Origin of the sequence: Pseudomonas hormoni (assembly GCF_018502625.1) — a bacterium.
GTDB classification, from domain to species: domain Bacteria; phylum Pseudomonadota; class Gammaproteobacteria; order Pseudomonadales; family Pseudomonadaceae; genus Aquipseudomonas; species Aquipseudomonas hormoni.
Window position 1 is genome coordinate 2,569,181 of the sequence record NZ_CP075566.1, and the last position, 25,578, is coordinate 2,594,758.

The following is a 25,578-nucleotide window of genomic DNA, read 5'->3' on the forward strand; positions in this document are numbered from 1 at the left end:
CTACTCTCCACCAAGATCGGAAAAGGGTTTAAGCCCACTCAATAATCCATATAAACCGTGCAAAGGCACGGGCAACCAGGTGGGCCGATTTTCTGCTTCATAGGCCACCTCATACGCCGCTTTTTCCAGACCGAACAACGCCAGCGCGGCGTCCTCGCCTTCCGGATCTTGCCACGCATGAGCAAGACTAGCTGCCGCCAGCCGATAAGCGTCGACAAATGCCTGTTTCGCCTCATTTAAATAGCGGTCCGAGACCCGCAGCCGTGCTGTCCGGGCATCGGCGGTGTTATCGACGTTGTGCACGTTGATCGCCATGGCCGCCGCGTAGTCGAACGAGCGCAAGACGCCGCTGACGTCCTTGTACGGGCTGTGCTTGCCGCGCCGTTCGGCCAGTGGCCGCGCCGGTTCACCTTCAAAGTCGATCAGGTAAGCGTCGCCCTTGATCACCAGCACTTGCCCCAGGTGCAAGTCGCCATGGACGCGAATGCGCAAACCACCGGTCGCCTTTTTGCCCAATTCCTGGACGTGACCGAGGATGGCTTTTTTGTTGTCCAGTAAACGAGTGACCAGGGTTTTGTCCGCCGGGTTCAGTTCGTTTTGATGCTGCTTGAGTAACTTCAGCGCGTGCTCCAGTTGCGCGGCGACATCCTTGGCCGAGGCCAGGGCATCTTTTTGCGTGGTGACTTGCGGAGCGAAGTCCGGATTGTCCGTCGGCGCTGCCAGCACCTGATGCATTTCCCCCAGACGCTGACCGAGCATGCCGGCGAAGTCACGCAGTTCGCCGAGGGCGTTGTAATGCTGTTCCTGCTCGGACATGGCATCGGCGAGTTCGTCGCGCAGTGCCCGTTCGAGGTTGTTCTGCGTCCATTCCCACGCATCGCCCTGATTGCTCAGATAGCCTTGGGCGATCATCAGCAGGTTGTCTTCGCCCTTGGCATCGCGGCGGACCACCGCCCCCAGCAACGGCGAGATATTGGCGAAGCCTGCACCAGTCAGGTACGCGCTCATTTCCAGCTCCGGGTGCACGCCCGAGGCGACCTTGCGGATCAGTTTGAGCACCAGGCTGCTGCCGATCACCACCGAACTGTTGGACTGTTCGGCCGACAGGTAACGCACTTCCGATTCAGCCGTCAGGCCCAGCCTGGTCAGCTCGGCAGTCGGTTCGAAGCGAATCTCGCCGCCATCGGAAGGCAGCACGGTGTTGTCCTGCATGCCTTGCAAGACTGCGCGGATGAAGTGTTCAAGACTGAATGCATCGGTGATCAAACCCACCTGCGGACCGCGTCGCACCCGAGACAGCGCCAGTTGCTGCGGCAACGCGGGGCCCACCTGATCATCCGCAATGAAGCCGAACGGCAGCTGATAACGGCTGGTCTGGCCGCCGCTGGTGACTTCGATTTCACTCAGCAGCACTGGATGCAGCGCATCACCGAAACGCACGCCGTAGGCCAGGTTGACCTTGTCGATGGCCGCGTCCTTGCCGGCGAACCAGCGTCGGTTCTGCAGCCAGTTTGGCAGGATGCCCTGCTCCAGCGTGCCGCGGGACGGCGTTTCGAGCAGTTCTTCCATACGTTTTTTCAGCACCAGAGTGGTGAAGTCCGGCAGGCTTTGCGCCGGTTCTACGTGCCAGCTAGGCATTTGATTCTCCGTTGCGAGTCCGAACCAGTAAAAACCGTAAGGCGCCAGGGTCAGGAGGAAATTCAACTGGCCGATCGGCGGGAACGCGTTACCGCCCAGCATCTCCACCGGCACCATGCCGACGTAGGCCGACAGGTCCAGTTCCGCCGCTTGCGCGCTACGGGACACGTTGGCCACGCACAGAATGATCTCGTGCTTGCCGTCAGCCCCGGTGAATTCTCGGGTATAGGCCAGAATCCGCCGGTTGCTCGGCGACAGCATTTTCAGCGTGCCGCGCCCGAACGCCTTGGATTGCTTGCGCACGGCGAGCATGCGTCGGGTCCAGTTCAGCAGCGAATGCGGATCACCGGCCTGGGTTTCGACGTTGACCGACAGGTAACCGTATTGCGGGTCCATGATCGGCGGCAGCACCAGGCTGGCCGGATCGGCGCGGGAGAAGCCGCCGTTACGGTCGATCGACCATTGCATCGGCGTACGCACGCCATCGCGGTCACCGAGGTAGATGTTGTCGCCCATGCCGATTTCATCGCCGTAATACAGGGTCGGCGTGCCGGGCATCGACAGCAGCAGGCTGTTGAGCAATTCCACACGGCGACGATCGCGCTCCATTAACGGTGCGAGACGGCGGCGAATCCCAAGGTTGATCCGCGCCCGACGGTCGGCCGCGTAGTAATTCCACAGGTAGTCTCGCTCCTTGTCGGTGACCATCTCCAGGGTCAGCTCATCGTGGTTGCGCAGGAAAATGGCCCACTGGCAATTGGCTGGAATCTCCGGGGTCTGACGCAGAATGTCGGTGATCGGGAAGCGGTCTTCCTGGGCCAGCGCCATGTACATGCGCGGCATCAGCGGGAAGTGGAAGGCCATGTGGCATTCGTCGCCGTTGAGGCCTTTGGCGTCGGTGTCACCGAAGTACAACTGCGTATCTTCCGGCCATTGGTTGGCCTCGGCGAGCAGCATGCGGTCGGGGTAATTGGCATCGATTTCGGCACGGATCTGCTTGAGGACGTCATGGGTCTCGGGCAGGTTTTCGTTGTTGGTGCCGTCCCGTTCGATGAGGTACGGAATTGCATCCAGCCGCAAACCGTCGATGCCCATGTCGAGCCAGTAGCGCATCACCGACAGCACGGCTTTCATGACTTGCGGGTTATCGAAATTCAGATCCGGCTGGTGCGAATAGAAACGGTGCCAGAAGTACTGGCCGGCGACCGGGTCCCAGGTCCAGTTGGATTTCTCGGTGTCGAGAAAGATGATGCGAGTGCCGTCGTATTTCTGATCGTCATCGGACCAGACGTAAAAGTCCCGCGCCGCCGAACCGGGCTTGGCTTTGCGCGCCCGCTGGAACCAGGCGTGCTGGTCCGAGGTGTGGTTGATGACCAGTTCGGTGATGACCCGCAAGCCACGTTTGTGGGCTTCTGAGATAAAGCGCCTGGCATCGGCCATGGTGCCGTAATCGGAATGCACGCCACGGTATTCGGCAATGTCGTAGCCGTCATCACGCCGTGGCGAGGGGTAGAACGGCAGGAGCCAGATGGTGTTGACACCGAGGTCGGCGATGTAATCGAGTTTGGCGATAAGACCGGGAAAGTCGCCGATCCCGTCGTTGTTGGAGTCGAAAAAAGACTTAACGTGAACCTGGTAGATCACTGCATCCTTGTAACAGAGCGGGTCCTTGATAAAGGTGGCAGCCTTGGGTTTCTTCGCCATTTGAAACTCCTGTTGAATTCAATAAAGCCACCCGCCGAAGCACACAGGCTGCCGAAGGAGGCTCTTTTGTGGCGAGGGAGCTTGCTCCCGCTGGGCTGCGAAGCGGCCCCTGCATTCGTTCTGATAAACCGCATCCACAGGATTTACGACTGCTTCGCAGCCGTGCGGGAGCAAGCTCCCTCGCCACAAGAGCGGGCAGTCTGTTTAAACCGTGATCCGCCAGATCCCGAACGGCTGATGCGCCGGGTCGATCCGCATGAACTGGTACTTGCCGTGCCACGTCCAGCGATGACCGCTCATCAAGTCCTCGCCCTGGATACTGGCGTCGTCGGGCAAACCCATTTCCCACAGCGGCAACTCGAAATTCGCTTCCTGAACGTTATGCGGATCGAGGTTGACGGCGACCAGAATGAAGTTGCTGCCATCCTCGCTGCGCTTGCCGAAATACAGGATGTTGTCGTTCCAGGCGTTATAGACCTTCAGGCCCAGATGCGTCTGCAGGGCCGGGTTCTGCCGGCGTATGCGGTTGAGCTGGGCGATCTCGGCAATGATGTTGCCCGGCGCATTGAAGTCCCTCGGGCGGATTTCGTATTTCTCGGAGTTGAGGTATTCCTCCTTCCCCGGTACGGGTGCGGCTTCACAGAGTTCGAAACCCGAATACATGCCCCACAGCCCGGAGCCCATGGTCGCCAGGGCCGCACGGATCAGAAAACCGGCGCGCCCGGACTCGTGCAGAAACGCCGGGTTGATGTCCGGTGTATTGACGAAGAAGTTCGGCCGATAGCATTCGCGCCACGGCGACTCGTTGAGCTCGGTGAAATAGGTCGACAGTTCGTACTTGGTGTTGCGCCAGGTGAAGTAGGTGTAGCTCTGCGAATAACCGACCTTGCCCAGGCGCGCCATCATCGCTGGTGTGGTGAACGCTTCGGCGAGGAAGATCACTTCCGGGTACAACGCGCGCACATCGGCGATCAGCCACTGCCAGAACGGCAACGGTTTGGTGTGCGGGTTGTCGACGCGAAAGATCTTCACGCCCTCTTCGACCCAACCCACCACAATGTCGCGCAGTTCGACCCAGAGGCTGGGAATCGCCTCGACGGCATAGAAATCGACGTTGACGATGTCCTGGTATTTCTTCGGCGGGTTCTCGGCGTATTTGATCGTGCCGTCCGGCCGCCAGTTGAACCAGCCCGGGTGCTGCTTGAGCCACGGGTGATCCTGGGAACACTGAATGGCAAAGTCGAGAGCGATTTCCAGGCCGTGGTCGGCTGCTGCGGCTACCAGTCGACGGAAGTCTTCGCGGGTGCCCAGTTCCGAGTGGATCGCCTCGTGCCCGCCCTCTTCGCTGCCGATGGCATACGGGCTGCCCGGATCGTCAGGGCCGGCTGTGAGGGCATTGTTCGGGCCTTTGCGATAGCTGCGACCGATCGGGTGGATCGGCGGGAAATACAGCACGTCGAAACCCATGTCCTGAATCATCGGCAACCGCGAATGCACGTCGTTAAAGGTGCCGTGGCGGGCCGGATCGTCGGTGATCGAGCGCGGAAACAACTCATACCAACTGGCGAACTGCGCGATCTCACGTTCGACGTCCAGCGGATACTCGGGGCTGAGGCTCAAATAGGCGCGGTGATCGGCCTGAGCCATCAGGTCGGCGCTACGCTGGTGCAGAAACAGCGCCACCTGCTCGATTTCGAGCAACCCGGCCAGTTCATGGTGCAGCGCTGCCAGGTCCTCACTCAGTTGGCCTTCGGTGCGTTCGGCCGCCTGTTGAACCAGGGTGCGACCTTCCTGCAGCTCAAGACTGACGGGCACACGGGCGGAGTGCTTCTTCTCCAGCTCATAGCAGAAGCTGGCGAACTGATCGATCCAGGCCTCGATGCAGAACACATAACGGCCCTGACGCTCGACGCGGAACTGGCCTTGATAACCGTTATTGCCCAGTTCACCCATGACTTCGCTTTGCCAGGTTTCATCGTCGGCAGCACGCCAGCGAGCCCGGACGGCCAGTTTGTCGTGCCCGTCGGCGAAGACTTTGCTCGTGACCACCACGTCCTGACCCACCACCGCTTTAACGGCAAATTGCCCGTTATCAAGGGTCGGCATGGTGTTTTCAATGGCGATACGCGGTAGCAGTAGAGCCTGCGACAGCGGCATATGAGGGTTGTAGTTCAGCTCTGTCGGTTTTTCGGCAGTCATCGAGCATCTCTCCTTTACGCCCCATGGACGCTCTTGTGCGGGGTCGTCATTTGCGCAAAGCCATCGGCCCCGGAATGAACTCACTTAGGTTCCGAGCGACAGGCCTCGGTAAAGTTCACGTGAATTTGCCCGCATCTCCGGTGGAATCAATTCCTGTGTGCAGTGGTCAATCCACTTAAGCACGACTTGCGCCATCTGCCACTGGAGGCTTCAACGATGAGTATTCCAATCCCGGCCGAAACACCCGATCCGAACATCGACAGCCCGACGATTCCGCCCACCGAGCCTGCGCCAGTGCCCGAGCAGGAGCCGCCGGGCACTACCCCGCCACCGAGGGAAGATCCGCCGGCAACCATGCCGCCGGTGATCGTCGCGCCCGAGTAATGTGGCGAGGGAGCTTGCTCCCGCTGGGGTGCGAAGCGCCCCCAAAAACTTACGACTGCTGCGCCCGAGCGCGGACCGGCCGGCGGGAGCAAGCTCCCTCGCCACAATGAGCGGTCCGTCAGGGCTTATCTTCCTGCCCGTTCTTGTCGAGCATCTTCACGATCTTCGGCATCACACTGAATATCGCCAGCGCCAGCAACGTACTGAGCACCGCCGTCGCTTCACGCCCCAACCCAGCCGAAACACCAATGGCCGCAGTCATCCACAACCCGGCGGCGGTGGTCAGGCCTTTCACATGGCCTTCATCGCCTTCCTGGTTTTTCAGGATGGTCCCGGCGCCGAGGAAGCCGATCCCGGCGATCACCCCTTGCACCACCCGACTCATGGCATCGGCCTGGGAGCCGGACATCTGCGGCACCAGCACAAACAGCGCGGCACCGAGCGCCACCAGCATGTGCGTACGCACACCGGCGGCCTTGCCCTTTTGCTCGCGCTCGAAACCGAGAATCCCGCCCAGCACGGCGGCTATCAGCAGTCTCACGGTTACACGTGTCAGTTGTGAAGCGTCGCCGATGTCGGCGAACTCCGCTTGCAGCGTCACCCAAACTTCATGCCACCAGGCATCCATGGTGCAATCCCTGTAAAGATCGATAAAGGATGGACCGCGCCGACCATTAATCGGTTGCACAGAACGATGGCCGCCGGTTGTGCCCTAACCCTGTAGAACCCGCAGAAAAAAGGACCTCTCCATGACTGTGCGCATCGAAAACCAGACCTGCTTCTTCACCACCGAGAACGGCGAAGAAATCCGCCTGTGTCCCGACGTCACCATCGTCACTGACGGCGAAAAAGCCATGTCGGCGGTGGATCTCGAAGGTCAGCGCATCTACATCACCGAAGCAGAAGCCGATGCAATGACCGTAGCAGGCGCGGTGGACGGTCGCCGGCATTTGAAGGCCACGGACAGTGATTCGGTGATTTGACTGACCCGGATCAACACCCCCCTGCGGGCGCGTGTTATAGGCGCCCGCGTCCCGTTGTGGCGGGTGCATCAAGTTGTCGCAGGCAGCGGCTCAGCGCTCATCTGATCCGCTTTTTATTGAGACACCTGAGTCTGTTATGCAAACAGATCGACGCTCATAGTGACCCGGCCTGATGGAGGCTGATGAGCGAAAGACCATGAGCGAAAGAATCCCCGTCCGAACCGTAGAAAGTGCCCCGCTAGTAAACAGCTATGAGCCTTCGCGTCCAAAGATGAAGGCCAAGTCCAGCGACAACCTGATCCACACCCGTAGCTTCACCGGCCTGTTCCGCACCCTGCGCATGAGCGGCGCGGGTTTTCTGTTCCTGCTGTTTTTCGGCACGGTCTGGTTGAATTGGGGCGGCCGCCAGGCGGTGCTCTGGGATCTTTCCGAAAGCAAATTCCACATCTTCGGCGCGACCTTCTGGCCCCAGGATTTCATCCTGCTGTCGGCGCTGCTGATCATTGCGGCATTCGGCCTGTTTGCAATCACCGTGTTTGCCGGACGCGTCTGGTGCGGCTACACCTGCCCACAGAGCTCCTGGACCTGGATCTTCATGTGGTGCGAGAAGATCACCGAAGGCGAACGCAACCAGCGGATCAAACTGCAAGCCGCGCCCTGGGGCCTGAACAAACTGATGCGCCGCGCCGCCAAGCACACCTTGTGGCTGGCGATCAGTTTGCTGACCGGCCTGACCTTCGTCGGCTACTTCACACCGATCCGTCCACTGGCCGAAGAACTGCTGAACTTGCAGATCGGCGGCGTCAGCCTGTTCTGGGTGCTGTTCTTCACCGGTGCCACGTACATCAACGCCGGTTGGCTGCGTGAAGCGGTGTGCATGCACATGTGCCCGTATGCGCGGTTCCAGAGCGTGATGTTCGACAAAGACACCCTGACCATCTCCTACGACGTCGCCCGTGGCGAAAACCGTGGCCCGCGCAAACGTGACGTGAACCCTGTCGAAGTCGGCCTCGGGGATTGCATCGACTGCCAGCTCTGCGTGCAGGTATGCCCGACCGGTATCGACATTCGCGATGGCCTGCAAATGGAGTGCATCGGGTGCGCCGCGTGTATCGACGCCTGTGATTCGATCATGGACAAAATGGGCTACGCCCGTGGCCTGATCAGCTACACCTCGGAGCACGAGTTGCAAGGTGGCAAGACCCATCTGCTGCGACCACGACTGATCGGATACACCGCGGTGTTGCTGGTAATGGTCGGCGCCCTCGCCCTGGCCCTTGTCGAGCGGCCGATGGTCTCGCTGGACGTCAGCAAGGACCGTGGCCTGTTCCGCGAGAACAGTCAGGGGCAGATCGAAAACATCTACAGCCTGAAGGTCATCAACAAGACCCAGCAACGGCAGGACTACCGTTTGACCCTGGTCGACGGCGACGGCTTCCAGCTGCAAGGCAAGACCGAACTGAGCCTGGCGCCCGGCGAGATTGTTGACGTGCCGGTGTCCGTGGCGATGACCACGGAACGGCCGAGCAGCAGTTCGCAGACGATCATCTTCAAGATTGTCGACAGCGATGAACCTGATAATTATAGCGTCGCGAACAGCCGGTTTGTTGCGCCGATGAACCGTTGATCCCTTAGACTGCGGTGCCCTGTGGCGAGGGGGCTTGCTCCCGTTGGGCCGGGCTGGCGCTCCAGTGCGAAGCGCCCCCAAAGATTTACGACTGCTACGCAGCCGAGCGGGAGCAAGCTCCCTCGCCACAACAGCTAATTGAACCCATTCGATTGCGGGACTTAGATGAAACGCTACGAAAAATTCGCCGATGACATCGCTGAACTGATCCGCTCCGGCGTGCTCGGCCCCGGCCAACGCGTGCCGTCGGTGCGCTACGCCAGCCAGACCTACGGCGTCAGCCCGTCTACGGTATTCCAGGCCTATTACCTGCTCGAACGCCGTGGCCTGATCCGTGCCCGCCCGCGCTCCGGTTATTTCGTCAACACCCATGCACCGAGCCCGTTTTCAGAGCCGGTGATCAGCAGCCAGGTCAACGAATCCACCGAAGTCGACGTCAGCGAACTGGTGTTCTCGGTGCTCGACTCGATCAAGGACCCCAACACCGTACCGTTCGGCTCGGCATTCCCCAGCCCTACCCTGTTTCCGCTGCAACGCCTGTCCCGTTCCCTGGCCAGCGCCGCCCGGGACATGGACCCGCGCATGGTCGTCACCGACATGTCACCGGGCAACCCGCAACTGCGCCGACAAATCGCCCTGCGCTACATGGTAGGTGGCCTGATGTTGCCCATGGAGGAACTGCTGATCACCAACGGCGCGCTGGAAGCGCTGAACCTGTGCCTGCAAGCCGTCACCGAACCCGGTGACCTGGTGGCCATCGAAGCCCCGGCGTTCTACGCCTGCCTGCAAATCCTCGAACGGTTGAAACTCAAAGCCGTGGAAATCCCCGTGCACCCGCGCGATGGCATCGACCTCGGCGTGCTCGCGCAAACCCTGGAACGCTACCCGATCAAGGCCTGCTGGTGCATGACCAGCTTCCAGAATCCCATGGGCGCGACCATGCCCGAGGCGAAGAAACAGGAACTGGTGGAGCTGTTGCGCACGCACCAGGTGCCGCTGATCGAGGACGATGTCTACGCCGAGCTCTATTACGGCCAACAAGCACCGAAACCGGCCAAGGCGTTCGATACCGATGGGTTGGTGATGCATTGCGGCTCCTTCGCAAAAAGCCTCGCGCCAGGCTATCGCATTGGCTGGGTGGCTGCCGGGCGGTATGCGCAAAAGATTGAGCGGTTGAAGCTGATGACCTCGCTGTGTGCGTCAATGCCGGCTCAGGCGGCCATTGCCGATTACCTGCAACATGGTGGCTACGACCGACATTTGCGCAAATTGCGTTATGCGCTGGAAGAACAGCAGAGTGCGATGCTGGCGGCGATTGCGCGCTACTTTCCGGCGCAGACGCGGGTCAGTCAGCCGGCCGGGGGCTACTTTCTGTGGCTGGAATTGCCGGCGCAGATGGATTCGTTGAAGTTGTTTCAGATGGCGTTGGCGCAGGGGATCAGCATTGCGCCCGGGCCGATTTTCTCACCGGCCCAGCGCTTCAGGAATTGTATTCGGTTGAATTATGGAAGCCCTTGGGATGAGGCTTCGGAGAAGGCGATGGAGACGTTGGGGCGGATTGTGCGGTCGTTCTGAAGGTTTGGTGTTGACTGGTCCGGCCCCATCGCGAGCAGGCTCGCTCCCACAGTGAACCGAGGTGTATTGAGATTTTGCGGTCGACACGAAACCCTGTGGGAGCGAGCCTGCTCGCGATGGGGCCAGCGCCGACACAGCACCTTTCAGAGATTAACGCCCGCCCCCAAGATCAACAAACGTCCCTGTCGCATAAGAAGCCTTATCCGACAACAACCACACAATCGCCTCTGCCACTTCATCCGGCCGGCCACCGCGCGCCATCGGGATCGCCGATTCCAGTTTGCTGACCCGGTCCGGATCACCGCTCAGCGCATGGAAATCGGTGTAGATGAAGCCCGGCCGCACGGCGTTGACGCGGATGCCTTCACCGGCCACTTCCTTGGACAGGCCGATAGTGAAGCTGTCCAGCGCTCCTTTGGAGGCCGCGTAATCCACGTACTCGTTGGGTGATCCCAAGCGCGAGGCGACCGAAGATACGTTGACGATGCTGCCGCCTTGCCCGCCGTGTTTCGGGGACATGCGCAGGACGGCGTGCTTGGCGCAAAGGATGGGCGCCAGGACGTTGGTCTTGAGGGTTTTGAGAATACGGAACTCGGACATTTCGTCCACCCGGGATTTTTGTCCCACGGTGCCGGCGTTGTTAACCAGTGCGGTCACCCGACCCAGTTCGGCGTCAACCCGGTTAAACAGCGCGATCACTTCGTCTTCAATGCTGACGTCGGCTCGTACTGCGATGGCCTGGGCGCCGAGGGCGCGGATTTGCTCAAGCACACGGTGTGCCGCTTCTTCGTCGGATTGATAGTTGATGCAGATCCGATAGCCCTGTTCGGCGGCCAACAAGGCTGTGGCGGCGCCGATGCCGCGGCTGCCGCCGGTGATGACGATGACTTTGTCCATGCGAGCGTTTCCCCGTTCAAGCGTTTGCAGTCGGGGCCAAGAATAACCGCCATTGACGGGTTTTGCATGGGGTCTGTGGTGTCCTGTGGCGAGGGAGCTTGCTCCCGCTCGGCTGCGAAGCAGTCGTAAAACAATGTATGCGGTTTAACTGATGTACTGCAGTGCATGGCTTTGGGGCTGCTTCGCAGCCCAGCGGGAGCAAGCTCCCTCGCCATAAAGCTCCCTCGCCACAGGGCTGCGTCAACTTACCGCCAACTGCTCCGCGCGAAGAATATCCACCATGAATCGCTCAGCCGGCAGCGGATGCCCCAGCAGGTAACCCTGCAACGAGTCGCAACCGAGTTGAGTCAGGAAATCCTGCTGCACATCGGTTTCCACGCCTTCGGCGACGATGCGCAAACCCAGCGCCTGGCCAAGGGCGACGATGGCGGAAACAATGGCCGCGTCGTCGCTGTCTCGTTCCAGGTCGCGGACAAACCCCCGGTCGATCTTCAGTTCGTTGGCCGGCAAGCGCTTGAGGTACATCAAACTCGAATAGCCCGTGCCAAAATCATCAATCGACAGGTCGACACCCATCTCCGAGAGTTCGTTAAGCACCGTCATGCTCGCATCGGCGTCGCTCATGGCGGTGGTTTCGGTGATTTCCAGGGTCAGGCTGTTGGCCGGCAAATGATGCGTGGCCAACGCCTTGGCGACGCTTTGGACCAGGCCTGCGTGGCAGAACTGCAAGGCGGAGAGGTTCACCGCGATGCGCCAGTCGGTATAACCGAGCACGTACCATTCGCGCATTTGCCGGCAGGCTTCGTTGAGCACCCAATCGCCGATCGGAATGATCAGCCCGGTCTTCTCCGCCAGTTCGATGAACTTGTCCGGCATCAGCATGCCCTGCGTCGGGTGCACCCAGCGCAACAACGCCTCGGCGCCGACAGGTCGACCGTTGCTGGCGTCGAATTTTGGCTGGTAGTAGAGGCTGAATTGTTGCTGGTCCACTGCATTGCGCAGGTCTTGCAGCAATTGCAGCTGTTTGCGCGCGTTGCTGTTCATCGAGGCGTCGAAGAAGCTGTAGCCGTTTTTACCGGCGCCTTTGGCGTGATACATCGCCGCGTCGGCATTCATCAGCAGTTCTTCGCAGGTATGGCCATTTCCCGGATAAAGGGCGATGCCGACACTGGCGGAGATCTGCAAATCATGTTCGGCGACACGGAACGAGCGCGCGATCAGCCCGACTTGTCGGGCCGCCAGATTCAGTGCGTCATGCTCATCGGCCAGTTGCACCAGCAGCACGAACTCATCGCCGCCAATCCGCGCCAGCGTGTCCTGGCTTCGCAAGTCCTCACGCAGGCGCAGTGCGACTTCACGCAGCAACTGGTCACCCATGTGATGACCGAATGCATCATTGACCGGCTTGAAACCGTCCAGATCGATGAACATCAAGGCAAAATAGCCACCTTGCTCCTGCACTCTGGACATGGCCTGGTCGATACGGTCAGCCAGTAATACCCGATTTGGCAGGCCGGTCAGGGTGTCGTGCAGCGCCAGTTGGGTGAGTTCGCGATTAGCCTCTGTCAGCGAGTGGGCCAGCTCGGCGGTGCGAGCCTCCAGGCGTGCATCGAGAATCGAGGTGAGCAAGGCAATGCTCAGCACCGCCATCGTGGTGATCAGCACCAGGCTGTCCAGGCCCTTCCCGTTCAATCCGCTGATCGCCGCACCACAAAAACTGCCGTCGGGAAAACGCGCAGCGGCCATGGCGGTGTAGTGCATGCCGACAATGGCAATGCCCATGATCACCGCCGCGCCGCCTCGAAACAGACTGACGTAAGGCGTGTGCCGGCGCAGGCGGAAGGCGATCCATAACGCAGCGCCCGACGCGCCGACAGCGATAAGCAGAGAGGCGCCGAACAGTGTCGGGTCGTAATCGATACCCGGCTGCATGCGCATGGCGGCCATGCCGGTGTAGTGCATGGCGCTGATGCCCGCGCCCATCGCCAGCGCCCCGAACGCCAGTTGCCAGCCCGGCAGTTGTGGCTGGCTGACCAGCCACAGGGCAAAGCCGCAGGACAGAATCGCGGTCAGCAGCGACAGGGCCGTCAGTGTGACGTCGTAGCCGAGGTCAATGGGCAGTTCAAACGCGAGCATGCCGATGAAATGCATCGACCACACGCCGATGCCCATCGCCAAAGCGCCGCCGGCAGTCCACAAATGCACCGCACGGCCTTTGGCCGTGGCAATGCGCCCGGTCATGTCGAGCGCGGTATAGGACGCGAGAATCGCCACAAAGAGCGAGATGACAACCAGCGTGGGGGAATAGCTACCGATGAGCATGGGACTTCTCGCGACGACCCGCCGTACTGCTTCCATTCTCGGGGGGCAAATCCGGCGATTGTACTGATTGCATGAAAGAACGCACTGACAAAATTAGCAAAGGGCCATCAACCCGATGAAACGCTTGTTTGATTACTGGTGATTCCTCTGGAACGATGTCCGTGGACACCCCTCGGTCCTGTAGGAGCCGAGCTTGCTCGCGAAGACGGATTCACATTCAACATCGATGTCGGCTGGTACACCGCTATCGCGAGCAAGCTCGGCTCCTACAGGTCGAGCTGGCCGTCCCAACCGCCACCCAGCGCCGCAATCAACTGCACGCTGGCAATCAGTCGGCTCTGCAACAAGTCCAGCATGTTGCGTTCGTTGTTCAGCGCCGTGGCTTGCACCACCACCACATCCAGATAAGCGATCAACCCGGCCTTGTACTGATTCTGGATCAGGCGCAAGGACTCACGCGCCGCGTCCAGGGCCTGTTGACGCACGGCAGATTCGTTTTCCAGGACCTTGAGCTGGACCAGATAATTTTCCACCTCGCGGAAGCCGTCGAGCACGGTCTGGCGGTACTTGGCGACGGTTTCGTCGTAGGCTGCCTCGCTGCGGTCGACTTCGGCGGACCGCTGTCCGCCGTCAAACAAGGTCATCGCCAGTTGCGGGCCGACCGACCAGAAGCGGTTCGGCACGCTGATCCAGTTGGACGACGTGCTGCTGCTATAACCACCGTTCAGGCTCAGCGTCAGATCCGGGTAGTAAGCCGCCTTGGCCACGCCGATGTTGGCGTTGGCCGCCATCACAGAACGTTCGGCGGAAGCAATGTCCGGGCGGCGCTCCAGTAATTGCGAAGGCAGGTTCAGTGGCACCTCAGGCAAGACCGGGATGTTCTGGGTTTCCGCGAGGCTGAACTCGGCCGGCGGCAGCCCGATCAAAACGGCGATGGCGTTCTCGAACTGGGCACGCTGCCAGATCAGATCGACCAGGTCAGCCTCGGTGCTCTTGAGCTGAGTGGTGGCCTGTGCCACCGCGTCCTTGCCGGAAACACCGGCGCGGTACTGGTTTTCGGTCATTTTCAGCGAACGCTGATAGGCCTCGACCGTCGCTTGCAGCAGTCGTTTCTGCTCATCGATCACGCGCAACTGCAGGTAGTTCTGTACCAGTTCCGACTGCTGGCTCAGGCGCATCGCCGCCAGATCGGCAAAGCTCGCCTCGGCGTTGGCGGTGTCCGCCTCAAGACCTCGGCGCAGTTTGCCCCAGACATCGGCCTCCCAACTGACCCCCGCCTGTGCGGTATAGGTGTCGCGGATACCACTGGAGGAACTGGTCAGGCTCGAACTGCTGCTGCCGGTGCCCTGGCTGGAACGGTTTTTCCCGACGGTCAGGTCCACGGTCGGAAAAAACGCACCGCGAGCGCTGCGCACCAACGCCTGGGCCTGACGGTATTGGGCTTCGGACTGGGCAACCGTCTGGTTGGCACTGTTGAGTTTCTCGATCAGGCCGTTCAGTTGTTGATCGCCATACAATTCCCACCAGGCACCGCGGGCCAGGGAATCGCTTGGGTTGGCCTGACGCCAACCGGCCGCTTCCTTGTATTGCGCCGGCGCGGCAGCTTGCGGACGCTGGTAATCCGGGCCGATGGCGCAGGCACTGAGCAGCGCCACGCACAGCGACAGGCTCAACAAACGCGAGCCTCGGGCCGTAATCAGCGGCGCAGACAGTTTGATTAGCGAACGGTCAGTCATAGCGGAGTTTCCAGAGCAGCATCGGTACGCACCCCACGCCAGTGGTTGAAGCGATGGCGCAGTTTGTCGAGATAGAGGTAAACCACCGGGGTGGTGTAAAGGGTCAGCACCTGACTGAAAATCAGCCCGCCGATGATGGTCAAGCCCAGTGGTTGACGCATTTCCGCACCCTCGGCACGGCTCAGCAGCAGCGGCAAGGCACCGAGGATCGCGGCCAGCGTGGTCATCAGAATCGGACGCAGACGTTGCAGGCACGCGCTGCGAATCGACTCCAGCGGTTCCAGGCCCTGATGCCGTTCGAGTTGCAATGCGAGGTCGATCATCAGAATGGCGTTTTTCTTCACCACACCGATCAGCAAAAACAGCCCCAGCAACGAGATCAGGCTGAACTCACCGCCCAGCGCATAGATCGACAGCAACGCGCCGACCCCGGCCGACGGCAAGGTCGAGAGGATCGTCAGTGGGTGAATATAGCTCTCATACAGCACGCCCAACACCAGATACACCGCCACCAGCGCGCCAAGAATCATCCACGGCTGGCTCTTCTGCGTCGCGGCGAAGGCGTCGGCAGTGCCGGCCATTTTCGCGATCACGTCTTCCGGCATGCCAAGTTTGGCAATCGCCCGCTCGATCGCAGCGGTACCCTGCTCCACCGTCACGCCTTCGGCCATGTCGAACGAAATGCTATCGGACGCAAACTGACCCTCGTGGCTGACACGTTCCTCTTGCAGGCTGTTTTCGTAATGGGCGATGGTCGACAGCGGAATTCGGGCACCGTCGGCAGTGATCACCTGCACCTGATTGAGGGTAATCGGGTCCTGGGAGTATTTCGGATTGACCTCCATCACCACCTGATACTGGTTGAGGCTGTCGTAGATGGTCGAAATCTGTCGCTGGCTGTACGCGTTATTCAGGACGGCGGTGACCATGTCCATGTCGACGCCCAGGCGTTTGGCCTGATCCCGATCGACGATCAGCGTTACCTGCGGCGCACCGCGCCCTTCTCGGGCGTCTATTGCGGTCAGCTCCGGCAAGGCCTTGAGCGCAGCCACGATTTTTGGATACCACTCGCGTAGCGCGCCAAGGTCGGCGCTTTGCAGGATGTAGGAATACTGTGAAGTGGTCTGCTCACGCCCACCACCGAACTGCAAGTCCTGATCCGCCATCAACATCAGCTGCACACCGGCGATTTTGGGCATTTCCTTGCGTAAACGCTCGATGACCTTTTGCGAGGAAATGCCCCGCTCATTGATCGGTTTCAACTTGATCAGGATAAAAGCGTTGTTGATGCCACTGGTTCCGCCGATAAACCCCGCGACGCTCTCCACCGCATCGTCTTTCAATACGGCGCGGCGCAGGATTTCCATTTTCGGCTGCATGATGTTGTAAGAAAGACCGTCATCACCGCGCACGAAACCCGACAGCTGGCCAGTATCCTGTTGCGGCATAAATGTCTTTGGAACAACAACATACAGCACAATATTCACGCCAATTGTCACGAAAAGACTGAGCAAGGTCAGGCGCCGGTGGCGCAGAACCCAGTCGAGGCTGGTGGCGTATTTGCCGACCATCCACTCGTTGGCACGCTGGCTCCAGCGTTGCAGGCGGTTTTCTTGACCTGGCATATGAGGCTTGAGCCAACGCGCGCACAGCATGGGCGTCAGTGTCAGGGAAACCACCAGCGACACCACGATGGAGGCCGCTAGGGTGATGGAGAACTCGCGAAACAGGCTTTCAATGATCCCGCCCATGAACAGGATCGACAGGAACACAGCAACCAGCGAAGCATTCATCGACAGCAGTGTGAAGCCGACTTCCTGCGCCCCAAGATAAGCGGCCTTCATCGGCGGCACGCCCTCGTCGATGTGCCGGGTGATGTTCTCGAGCACTACGATGGCATCGTCCACCACCAGCCCGGTGGCCAGGATCAACGCCATCAACGACAGGTTATTCAGGGAAAACCCGTACAGGTACATCACTGCGAAAGTGCCCACCAGCGACACCGGTACCGCGAGGGTGGGAATCAGCGAGGCGCGGAAGTTACCGAGAAACAGGAACACCACCAGAATCACCAGCGCCACGGCAATCAACAGGGTCATTTCCGCTTCGTGCAGGGTTGCCTTGATTACCGGCGAACGGTCCATGGCCAGGTTCAGTTTGACGCTGGCCGGCAATACCGCTTGCAATGCCGGCAATTGGGCCTTGATCTCGTTGACCGTCTCGATGATGTTGGCGCCGGCCTGACGGTTGATCACCAGCAGCACCGCCGCATCGTCGTTGAAGAAGCCGCTGTTGTAGCGGTCTTCCACGCCGTCGCTGACCTTGGCCACATCCTTCAACCGCAGTGCCGCACCGCCGTTGTAGTGAATGATCAGCGACTCGTAATCCTTGGCTTTTTCCAGTTGATCGTTGGCCTGAACCTGCCACAAGCGCTGGCCGTCTTCGACCGACCCCTTGGGCCGGCGCACGTTGGCGTTGGCGATGGTATTACGCACATCGTCCAGCGCCACGCCGTACTGGTTGAGCGCCTGCGGTTCGAGTTCGATGCGCACCGCCGGCAGGGAGCTGCCGCCGATCTGCACTTCCCCCACGCCCTGCACCTGGGACAGGCTCTGGGACAGGATCGTCGAGGCCAAATCGTAGAGCTGGCCCTTCTCCAACACGTCCGAGGTCAGCGACAGCACCATGATCGGCGCTTGGGACGGGTTGACCTTCTTGTAGGTCGGCATGCTGCGCATCCCGCTTGGCAGCAGGTTACGGGAGGCATTGATCGCCGCTTGCACCTCCCGCGCGGCGCCGTTGATGTCGCGGTCGAGGTCGAATTGCAGAATCACCCGGGTCGAACCCTGGCTGGAGCGGCTGCTCATGGTGTTGACCCCGGCGATGGTGCCGAAGGAACGTTCGAGCGGTGTAGCCACGGTCGAGGCCATCACTTCGGGGCTCGCACCGGGAAGACTCGCCTGGACCACGATCACCGGGAAGTCCATCTGCGGCAGAGGCGATACCGGCAACAGACCAAAGCTCACACCGCCCAGCAGCATGATCGCCAGGCTCAGCAACATGGTCGCGACCGGGCGCTTGATGAAAGGTCCGGAGAGGTTCATGGCTGCTCAACCACTTCCGCGGATTCGGATTTGCGGCCCCAGCGCCGACCGAGGCGGTCGAAGTACAGGTAAATCACCGGGGTGGTGAACAGCGTCAGCACCTGGCTCACCAACAAACCACCCACCATCACCAGACCCAACGGTTGACGCAGTTCAGCACCGGAACCGGTGGCCAACATCAACGGCACCGCGCCAAACAGCGCCGCCAGCGTGGTCATCAGGATCGGCCGGAAACGCAGCAGTGCCGCCTGATAGATCGCCGTTTCCGGGTCCATGCCCTGATTGCGCTCGGCGTCGAGGGCAAAGTCGATCATCATGATCGCGTTCTTCTTCACGATACCGATCAGCAGGATGATGCCGATGATCGCGATCATCCCCAGGTCATTCCCGCTGAATAGCAACGCCAGCAAGGCGCCGACCGCCGCCGAAGGCAAGGTCGAGAGAATGGTGATCGGATGGATGTAGCTCTCGTACAACACGCCGAGCACGATATACATGGTCACCACCGCCGCCAGAATCAGCAGCAACGTGCTCGACAGCGACGCCTGGAACGCTTCGGCCGCGCCCTGGAACTGGGTCTGCACGCCAATCGGCATGCCGATGTCTTTCTGCACCTGTTCGATAATGTCCACCGCATGCCCCAGCGCCACGCCGGGCGCGAGGTTGAAGGACATCATCACCGCCGGGAACTGACCGATGTGCGTGATTGCCAACTGCGCCTGACGCTCCTCGATGTGCGCCAGGCTGGACAGGCGCACTTGCCCGCCATCGGTGGTCTTGACGTGTATCTGGTTCAACGCATCCGGGCCGATTTTCTCCCCGGACTGCGACTGCAGCACCACGCGGTATTGGCTGGCCTGGGTGTAGATGGTGGAAATCTGCCGCTGACCGAAGGCGTCATACAGCGCATCGGTAATATTCGACACCGACACACCGACCCGAGACGCCGCATCGCGGTCGATCACCAGATAGACCTGCAAGCCTTTGTCCTGCAAATCGCTGGCAACATCGGTCAGCTCCGGCCGCTGGGCCAGCGCTTCGACCAGGCGACCGCTCCACAGGCTGAGCAACTCGGAATCCGGCGACGACATGCTGAATTGGTACTGCGTACGGCTGACCCGGTCTTCGATGGTCAAGTCCTGAACCGGCTGCATGAACAGGCGAATGCCGACCAGCTTGTCCAGTTCTGGTTGCAGACGAGCAATCACTTCGGTGGCGCTCAAGTCACGATTGCTGTGGGATTTGAGGTTGATCAACAGACGGCCGCTGTTCAACGTCGAGTTGTCGCCATCGACGCCGATGTAAGACGACAGGCTTTCCACCGCAGAATCCGCCAGGATCACCTTGGCCAGTTCCTGTTGCCGCTCACTCATCGCCGCAAAAGAAATCGACTGCGGCGCCTCGGAAATGCCCTGAATAACGCCAGTGTCTTGCACTGGAAAGAAGCCCTTGGGCACGACCATGTAAAGGAACACGGTCAACGCCAAAGTGCCGATCGCCACCAGCAGCGTCAGGGGTTGATGCTTGAGAACCCACTTTAACTTGCGACCGTAAGCCGCAATCATCCAATCAATTGTTGCGCCGCTGGCCCGGTAGAAACGGCCCTGTTCTTCTTCCTTGGGTTCACGCTTGAGCAGCCGCGCGCACATCATCGGCGTCAGGGTCAACGACACCACCAGGGAAATCAGGATCGCCACGGCCAGGGTGATCGCAAACTCACGGAACAGTCGCCCCACCACGTCGGCCATGAACAGCAACGGGATCAGTACCGCGATCAGCGACAGTGTCAGGGAAATCAGTGTGAAACCAATCTGTTTGGCGCCCTTGAGCGCCGCGTTCAGCGGGCTGTCGCCCTCCTCGATGAAACGGGAAATGTTCTCCAGCATGACGATCGCATCGTCCACCACGAAACCGGTGGCGATGGTCAGGGCCATCAGAGTCAGGTTGTTCACCGAGAAGCCGGCGAGGTACATCACGCCGAAGGTGCCGATCAACGACAGCGGCACGGCCACCGAAGGAATGATCGTGGCACTGGCACGCCGCAGGAACAGGAACGTCACCATCACGACCAGCGCAATGGCAATCAGCAATTCGTGTTGCACGTCGGTGACGGACGCGCGAATGGTCTGGGTGCGGTCGGTCAGCACGGTGACGTCGAGGCCGGCCGGCAGGTTGTCCGTGATACTCGGCAACAAGGCCTTGATCCGGTCGACCACTTCGATGACGTTGGCGCCGGGCTGGCGCTGGATGTTCAGCAGCACGGCCTGGTTTTCATTGGCCCAGGCGGCGAGACGATCGTTCTCGGCACCGTCGACGATTTCTGCCACGTCCTTGAGCCGCAGCGGCGCGCCGTTAGCGTAGGCCAGAATCAGATTGGCGTAATCCTTGGGCGACGTCAGTTGGTCGTTGGCATCGAGCATCGCGCCCCGGATCGGGCCGTCGAAGTTGCCTTTGGGCTGGTTGACGTTGGAGGCACCGATCAAGGTGCGCACGTCAGACAGGTTCAGCCCGTTGGCCGCGAGGGCTTCGGGGTTGACCTTGATCCGTACCGCCTGACGCTGGCCGCCGGCAATGCTGACCATGCCGACGCCGCTGATCTGGGCGATTTTCTGCGCCATGCGCGTATCGACCAGGTCATTGAGCTTGGGCAGCAGCATGGTCTTGGACGTGATGGCCAGGGTCAGCACCGGGGTGTCCGCCGGGTTGACCTTGTTGTACACCGGCGGCGCGGGCAGGTCCTTGGGCAGCAAATTGGTGGCGGCGTTGATCGCGGCCTGCACTTGCTGCTCGGCAACGTCCATGTTGATGTCGAGGCTGAACCGCAGGGTCAGCACCGAAGCGCCACCGGAACTGGTCGAGGCCATCTGGGTCAGGCCGGGCATCTGCCCGAACTGACGTTCGAGCGGCGCGGTCACGGCGCTGGTCATGACGTCCGGGCTGGCGCCGGGATAGAGGGTCATCACGCGAATGGTCGGGTAATCGACCTGAGGCAGGGCCGACACCGGCAGCAGCCGATAGGCGATCACACCGGCCAGAATAATGGCCAGCATGCTCAGGGTCGTGGCGACCGGGCGAAGGATGAACAGCCGCGAGATGTTCATGCGCCGCCCTTTTTGCCCTTGTCAGTCACTGTCGCGTCAGGCGCGGTGGCAGCCGACTTGCCTTGCAGATGCTCTGTCGGGGTCGTCGGCACATCCTTGCTGTCGTTGACCACTTCCACGTCGCTGCCTTCCTTCAGGCGGTCAGTGCCTTCCAGGACGACGCGATCGCCAGCAGCCAGGCCTTCGGTGATCACCGTGTTTTCGCCGTCGCTGGCGCCGACTTTCAACTGACGGATCGTGACTTTCTTGTCGCCATCCATCGCATAGACGAAGGTGCCATTGGTGCCGAACTGGATGGCTGCCGAGGGTGCGAGCACCACGTCTTTGAGGGTGTCGGCCAGCAGATGGACGTTGACGAACTGATTGGGGAACAGCGCCTGATCACGGTTTTCGTAGCGCGCCTTGAATTTCAGGGTGCCGGTGGTGACGTCGATCTGGTTGTCGAGGCTCTGCAACACCCCGGTGGCTTGCATTTTGGTGTCACCACGGTCCCAGGCTTCGGCGGGCAGTTTGGCGCCGCTGCGATAGCGGGCCAGCACCACGTCGAGGCTGTTTTCCGGCAAGGTGAAGGCAACGCTGATCGGTTGGGTCTGGGTGATGATCGCCAGCGCCGTGGTGTCATTGGCGGCAACCAGGTTGCCGACGTCCAGCTGACGCAGGCCCACACGACCGGTAATCGGCGCACGGATCCTGGTGAATTCGAGATTTAGTTTGGCGTCGTTGACCGCCGCCTGATTGGTCTTGACCGTGCCCTGATATTGGCCCACCAGCGCTTCGGCGGTGTCCAGGGTTTGCTTGGCGATGCTGTCTTCGCGGTACAGGCCGCGATAACGTTCGACATCGACCTGGGCATTCTTCAGTTGCGCCTGATTCTGCAGCAAGGTGCCTTCGGCCTGCAGCAAGGCGTTCTGGTAAGGACGCGGGTCGATTTCCGCCAGCAAGTCACCGGCCTTGACCATCTGCCCTTCTTCGAACGACACCTTGATCAGCTCGCCGCCCACCCGGCTGCGCACATTGATGGTGTTCAACGCCGTCACGGTGCCCAGCGCCTTGTAATACAACGGGAAGTCACCCTTGACCGCAGGCGCCACGCGCACCGGTACCGGCCCGGTCGCCCCACCGAAACCCGGACGCATACCGCCCGAACGGCCAGTGTGCCCCGCCACGGCTTTTTGCCCTGCGCCTTCTTTTGGCGCAGCGCTGCCGGGCCAGAATTTCCAGCACAGGCCAGCGATGACCAACAGGACAAGCAGGCCGAACAGCCAGCGACGAGGACTACGGGAAGCGGAGGATTGCATTGAATGATCAACCATTGGGCGCGTGGGCTTCTTCTACGGGAGGCTGAACGATAAGCACTGGCGGGTATTTAGCAAAGCGCCTTTACCGGCAATTTACCTTCGGCTTACGTAACAGGAGATTTATCTAAGACACTGAAGCACAAATGAAAACGGCCTGGACAGGGCCAGGCCGTTAACAATTGTAATGATTCGCTTATTTCAGAACAGCGAGTGCCGCTTCGTAGTTCGGCTCTTGACCGATTTCACTGACCAGCTCGCTGTGCAGCACGTTGTCGTTTTCGTCCAGGACCACGACGGCACGGGCAGTCAGGCCTTTGAGCGGGCCGTCGGCAATGGCCACACCGTAGTTCTCGATGAACTCGGCACCGCGCAGGGTCGACAGGTTTTGCACGTTTTCCAGGCCTTCGGCGCCGCAGAAACGGGCTTGGGCGAATGGCAGGTCAGCGGAGATGCACAACACGACGGTGTTGGCGACGTCATTGGCCTGGGCGTTGAACTTGCGCACCGACGTGGCGCAGGTCGGGGTGTCGACGCTTGGGAAGATGTTCAGCACTTTGCGCTTGCCGGCGAAGTTCGCCAGGGTCACGTCGGACAGATTGCCGGCAACCAGGGAAAAGGCTGGAGCCTTGGAACCGGCTTGTGGCAGTTGGCCGTTGACTTGAACCGGGTTGCCTTTAAGAGTGACTTGAGCCATGAACGGAGTCCTTCTGAACGTTGGTGTGGAGAATTTTGAAGAGGCCGAAGTTAACCACGAAACGGGCCGACGACCTATGGGCGGATACAAATTGTGAAGTGTCGCCGCAATCGCTGGATATACGCGTTTCCCTGACCAATACCGAACCCTGTGGGAGCGGGCTTGCCCGCGATAGCATTCTGGCAGTCACCGCAGTGTCGACTGTGCTGCCGTCATCGCGGGCAAGCCCGCTCCCACAGGGTCGTAGTATTACTTGAGTAACCGCAACATGTTGCGATGCCGCGCCTCAAAAATTCGGCGCATATAGGCATTGACCAGCAGCGCCTCCGACAGCGCGCCACCAATCGCCGAATACGTCACACGGTCGGTGTACAGCGTACCGCCCTCTCCCGCGGCCACCCGATGTTCATGACGAAAGGCAGCCATTGGCCCCTTGAGCATTTCATCGATGAAATGCCGGTCGCCGACTTCACGGATCACCACCGTCCAGTTTGCCGGGATGACGTTGAACATCCAGTGCCGAAAACGGAACTGGCGACCGGCTTCGATTCGCAGGTTTTTCAGGTCGATATCACCCAGCGGCGTGATGCGTTCGGGAAAGATCTTCGGGAAATTCACACCCTCCAGGCAGAAGTCGAGGACTTGTCCAGGTGTGCGGTCGGGGATGAGCGTGGTGAGTTCCAGAGTTGGCATGAGGGCGCATTCCGTTGGTCGATGGATAGGCAGGCCAGCAATACTGATAACGAAATGCAGGGCGAAAATTTCACTGACGTTATTTGAAACAGTGTCGATTTGGCTAATCACCAATCGACCATACAGTGAATTATTCCAATCCAGAGGAGGCACCCCATGCGTTTCATGATCATTGTAAAAGCCAGCGCCGATTCCGAGGCCGGCGTGATGCCCAGCGAAGAACTGCTGACGGCGATGGGTAACTACAACGAGGTACTGGTCAAGGCCGGGATCATGCTGGCGGGCGAAGGCCTGCACCCCAGCAGCAAAGGCGTCCGCGTACGCTTCTCCGGGGACAAGCGTTCGGTCATCGACGGTCCGTTCGCCGAAACCAAGGAACTGATCGCCGGGTATTGGCTGTGGCAGGTGAAGTCCAAAGAAGAAGCCATTGAATGGGTCAAGCGTTGCCCCAATCCGATGCCAGGCACTGAAGCCGAGATCGAGATCCGCCAAGTGTTCGAGGCTGAGGATTTCGGCGCCGAGTTCACACCGGAACTGCGGGAGCAGGAGGAACGGTTACGCGAGCAGGTGAAAAAACACTGATCAGCCATGCAAATGCGCGGTCGCCACAATGGTTCTTCAAAGCCCGCTATTCGTGTTCACACGACTAGCGGTTTTTTTCCTGTCTTACACAACACCAACGAATTAATCCCTTCGACTGGATAACCCACCGACAACTGCTAACGTCATCAGAAGTGTCCTACAGGCTTGATAGGAAAGAGATTACGCAGTAACGGCCGCCAATTGCCGAGTAGACCAATGAGCCACCAAGGAACCGGGGAATCATGTCGAAGAATCCAGGAGCGAGCGCCCTTTTGTTGGCGGCTTCAATAACGTCTGCCGTTTGTGCCGATGCAGACAACGCCGACACGGCCAACAAAAGTAACAACCCGTTGAACCTCGCTCCGGGGATGAACCTGCAGGACTACTACACCCCGAAATACTACGATTCCAATATCCACACCAACGACCTGCTGGTGCGCGGCACGCTGCCGATTGCGCCCAATGACTTCATCGGCGTCCCGCAATTGCTGCGCGCCACTGCGCCGATCAGCACCCGCCCCGATCCGCATGGGGGTTACAGCACCGGTGAAGGTGATCTGAACCTGTTCGATATCTTCCTGCTCAAGACCGAGGGCGTGCAGTTGGGCATCGGTCCGCAAATCACCGCGCCCTATGCCGATAAGGACGAGCTGGGAACCGGCAAATGGCAAGCGGGGCTGGCGGCCATTGCGATCGATTCATCGCCCCGTGGCTTGCTCGGCGCGCTGGTGCAATACCAGAGTTCCTTCGCTGGCGACAGCGACCGCCCGCATGTGGAATCGGCCACCCTGCAGCCGTTTGTCATTCACAACCTGGAGAGAGGTTGGTACCTGCGCTCCACCGCGACCTGGACCTTCGACCTGAAGAACGACACCCATTACATCCCCCTCGGTTTGGGTGGCGGAAAAGTCTGGAAATCCGACTCCAATATCCTCAATGCCTTCATCGAACCGCAGTGGACCGTCGAGCACAAGGGTGCCGGCTTGCCACAGTTCACGCTGTTCGCCGGCCTCAACGTCACCTTCGGCAAATAAGGACTTT

At 60.2% G+C, this 25,578-nt stretch carries 17 protein-coding genes; 6 read left to right on the top strand and 11 right to left on the bottom strand.

All coding sequences use genetic code 11. The features are described from left to right. Together treS and KJF94_RS11945 are read right to left on the bottom strand one after the other, a co-directional pair. Window positions 1-3,342 carry a maltose alpha-D-glucosyltransferase gene (treS, locus tag KJF94_RS11940; protein ID WP_214383628.1) on the bottom strand — a complete coding sequence of 1,114 codons (3,342 nt, stop codon included), beginning with the start codon at window positions 3,340-3,342 and terminating at the stop codon, window positions 1-3. 204 nt (window positions 3,343-3,546) lie between these two features. Then, window positions 3,547-5,541, bottom strand: coding sequence for an alpha-1,4-glucan--maltose-1-phosphate maltosyltransferase (locus KJF94_RS11945; protein ID WP_214383630.1), 1,995 nt, complete (start codon window positions 5,539-5,541; stop codon window positions 3,547-3,549). Window positions 5,542-5,757: 216 nt separating this feature from the next. Between KJF94_RS11945 and KJF94_RS11950 the strand changes: the two genes are divergently transcribed. After that, complete coding sequence (locus tag KJF94_RS11950) at window positions 5,758-5,925, top strand: hypothetical protein (protein WP_214383632.1); 168 nt, start codon at window positions 5,758-5,760, stop codon at window positions 5,923-5,925. Between the two features lie 118 nt (window positions 5,926-6,043). Here the strand turns inward: KJF94_RS11950 and KJF94_RS11955 are convergent, their stop codons facing one another. Continuing rightward, window positions 6,044-6,553: an MgtC/SapB family protein gene (locus tag KJF94_RS11955; RefSeq protein WP_214383634.1), complete on the bottom strand. Its 510-nt coding sequence runs from the start codon at window positions 6,551-6,553 to the stop codon at window positions 6,044-6,046. A gap of 121 nt (window positions 6,554-6,674) precedes the next feature. Here KJF94_RS11955 and KJF94_RS11960 point away from each other — a divergent pair, with 121 nt between their 5' ends. The 3 genes from KJF94_RS11960 (at window position 6,675) to mapR (ending at window position 10,110) form a co-directional block, all read left to right on the top strand. Continuing rightward, entirely contained in the window at window positions 6,675-6,908 is a 234-nt protein-coding gene (locus KJF94_RS11960) for a DUF3203 family protein (protein WP_214383636.1), read from the top strand. A 196-nt stretch (window positions 6,909-7,104) separates the two neighbouring features. Next, window positions 7,105-8,535, top strand: a complete 1,431-nt coding sequence (ccoG, locus tag KJF94_RS11965; protein WP_214383638.1) for a cytochrome c oxidase accessory protein CcoG — start codon at window positions 7,105-7,107, stop codon at window positions 8,533-8,535. 165 nt (window positions 8,536-8,700) lie between these two features. Beyond that, on the top strand, window positions 8,701-10,110 hold the full coding sequence (gene mapR, locus KJF94_RS11970) for a GntR family transcriptional regulator MpaR (protein WP_214383640.1): 1,410 nt from the start codon (window positions 8,701-8,703) through the stop codon (window positions 10,108-10,110). Between the two features lie 150 nt (window positions 10,111-10,260). Here mapR and KJF94_RS11975 read toward each other — a convergent pair whose 3' ends face one another. The 8 genes from KJF94_RS11975 to KJF94_RS12010 form a co-directional block, all read right to left on the bottom strand. After that, window positions 10,261-11,007: an SDR family oxidoreductase gene (locus KJF94_RS11975; protein WP_214383642.1), complete on the bottom strand. Its 747-nt coding sequence runs from the start codon at window positions 11,005-11,007 to the stop codon at window positions 10,261-10,263. Between the two features lie 240 nt (window positions 11,008-11,247). After that, window positions 11,248-13,329, bottom strand: coding sequence for a putative bifunctional diguanylate cyclase/phosphodiesterase (locus KJF94_RS11980; protein ID WP_214383644.1), 2,082 nt, complete (start codon window positions 13,327-13,329; stop codon window positions 11,248-11,250). 266 nt (window positions 13,330-13,595) lie between these two features. After that, window positions 13,596-15,065: an efflux transporter outer membrane subunit gene (locus tag KJF94_RS11985; protein WP_214383646.1), complete on the bottom strand. Its 1,470-nt coding sequence runs from the start codon at window positions 15,063-15,065 to the stop codon at window positions 13,596-13,598. Beyond that, a complete protein-coding gene (locus tag KJF94_RS11990; protein WP_214383648.1) occupies window positions 15,062-18,169 on the bottom strand; it encodes an efflux RND transporter permease subunit in 3,108 nt (1,035 codons plus the stop codon). Before KJF94_RS11990 ends, KJF94_RS11985 begins: the two co-directional genes overlap by 4 nt. Continuing rightward, the gene (locus KJF94_RS11995) at window positions 18,166-21,270 is read right to left on the bottom strand and encodes an MdtB/MuxB family multidrug efflux RND transporter permease subunit (RefSeq protein ID WP_214383650.1); all 3,105 of its coding nucleotides are present in this window, start codon (window positions 21,268-21,270) and stop codon (window positions 18,166-18,168) included. Before KJF94_RS11995 ends, KJF94_RS11990 begins: the two co-directional genes overlap by 4 nt. After that, entirely contained in the window at window positions 21,267-22,583 is a 1,317-nt protein-coding gene (locus KJF94_RS12000) for an MdtA/MuxA family multidrug efflux RND transporter periplasmic adaptor subunit (protein WP_214383652.1), read from the bottom strand. The genes KJF94_RS11995 and KJF94_RS12000 overlap by 4 nt, the downstream gene beginning before the upstream one ends. 178 nt (window positions 22,584-22,761) lie before the next feature. Next, window positions 22,762-23,262, bottom strand: a complete 501-nt coding sequence (gene tpx, locus KJF94_RS12005) for a thiol peroxidase (protein WP_034146655.1) — start codon at window positions 23,260-23,262, stop codon at window positions 22,762-22,764. Window positions 23,263-23,511: 249 nt separating this feature from the next. Continuing rightward, on the bottom strand, window positions 23,512-23,955 hold the full coding sequence (locus KJF94_RS12010; RefSeq protein WP_214383654.1) for an SRPBCC family protein: 444 nt from the start codon (window positions 23,953-23,955) through the stop codon (window positions 23,512-23,514). Between the two features lie 156 nt (window positions 23,956-24,111). On the opposite strand from KJF94_RS12010, the gene KJF94_RS12015 reads away from it, so the two are divergent. Then, window positions 24,112-24,537, top strand: a complete 426-nt coding sequence (locus KJF94_RS12015) for a YciI family protein (RefSeq protein WP_214383656.1) — start codon at window positions 24,112-24,114, stop codon at window positions 24,535-24,537. A 242-nt stretch (window positions 24,538-24,779) separates the two neighbouring features. Continuing rightward, window positions 24,780-25,571 carry a hypothetical protein gene (locus KJF94_RS12020; RefSeq protein ID WP_214383658.1) on the top strand — a complete coding sequence of 264 codons (792 nt, stop codon included), beginning with the start codon at window positions 24,780-24,782 and terminating at the stop codon, window positions 25,569-25,571. The last annotated feature ends 7 nt before the right edge of the window (window positions 25,572-25,578 follow it).

Excerpts from the sequence above, each read along its gene's own strand:
- treS (WP_214383628.1), bottom strand. The coding sequence starts at position 3,342 with ATGGCGAAGAAACCCAAGGCTGCCACCTTTATCAAGGACCCGCTCTGT.
- KJF94_RS12000 (WP_214383652.1), bottom strand. The coding sequence starts at position 22,583 with ATGGTTGATCATTCAATGCAATCCTCCGCTTCCCGTAGTCCTCGTCGC.
- KJF94_RS12015 (WP_214383656.1), top strand. The coding sequence starts at position 24,112 with ATGCGTTTCATGATCATTGTAAAAGCCAGCGCCGATTCCGAGGCCGGC.
- KJF94_RS11995 (WP_214383650.1), bottom strand. The coding sequence starts at position 21,270 with ATGAACATCTCGCGGCTGTTCATCCTTCGCCCGGTCGCCACGACCCTG.
- KJF94_RS11985 (WP_214383646.1), bottom strand. The coding sequence starts at position 15,065 with ATGACTGACCGTTCGCTAATCAAACTGTCTGCGCCGCTGATTACGGCC.
- KJF94_RS11960 (WP_214383636.1), top strand. The coding sequence starts at position 6,675 with ATGACTGTGCGCATCGAAAACCAGACCTGCTTCTTCACCACCGAGAAC.
- KJF94_RS11975 (WP_214383642.1), bottom strand. The coding sequence starts at position 11,007 with ATGGACAAAGTCATCGTCATCACCGGCGGCAGCCGCGGCATCGGCGCC.
- KJF94_RS11955 (WP_214383634.1), bottom strand. The coding sequence starts at position 6,553 with ATGGATGCCTGGTGGCATGAAGTTTGGGTGACGCTGCAAGCGGAGTTC.
- ccoG (WP_214383638.1), top strand. The coding sequence starts at position 7,105 with ATGAGCGAAAGAATCCCCGTCCGAACCGTAGAAAGTGCCCCGCTAGTA.
- KJF94_RS11950 (WP_214383632.1), top strand. The coding sequence starts at position 5,758 with ATGAGTATTCCAATCCCGGCCGAAACACCCGATCCGAACATCGACAGC.
- KJF94_RS11990 (WP_214383648.1), bottom strand. The coding sequence starts at position 18,169 with ATGAACCTCTCCGGACCTTTCATCAAGCGCCCGGTCGCGACCATGTTG.
- KJF94_RS11945 (WP_214383630.1), bottom strand. The coding sequence starts at position 5,541 with ATGACTGCCGAAAAACCGACAGAGCTGAACTACAACCCTCATATGCCG.
- KJF94_RS12010 (WP_214383654.1), bottom strand. The coding sequence starts at position 23,955 with ATGCCAACTCTGGAACTCACCACGCTCATCCCCGACCGCACACCTGGA.
- KJF94_RS11980 (WP_214383644.1), bottom strand. The coding sequence starts at position 13,329 with ATGCTCATCGGTAGCTATTCCCCCACGCTGGTTGTCATCTCGCTCTTT.
- mapR (WP_214383640.1), top strand. The coding sequence starts at position 8,701 with ATGAAACGCTACGAAAAATTCGCCGATGACATCGCTGAACTGATCCGC.
- tpx (WP_034146655.1), bottom strand. The coding sequence starts at position 23,262 with ATGGCTCAAGTCACTCTTAAAGGCAACCCGGTTCAAGTCAACGGCCAA.
- KJF94_RS12020 (WP_214383658.1), top strand. The coding sequence starts at position 24,780 with ATGTCGAAGAATCCAGGAGCGAGCGCCCTTTTGTTGGCGGCTTCAATA.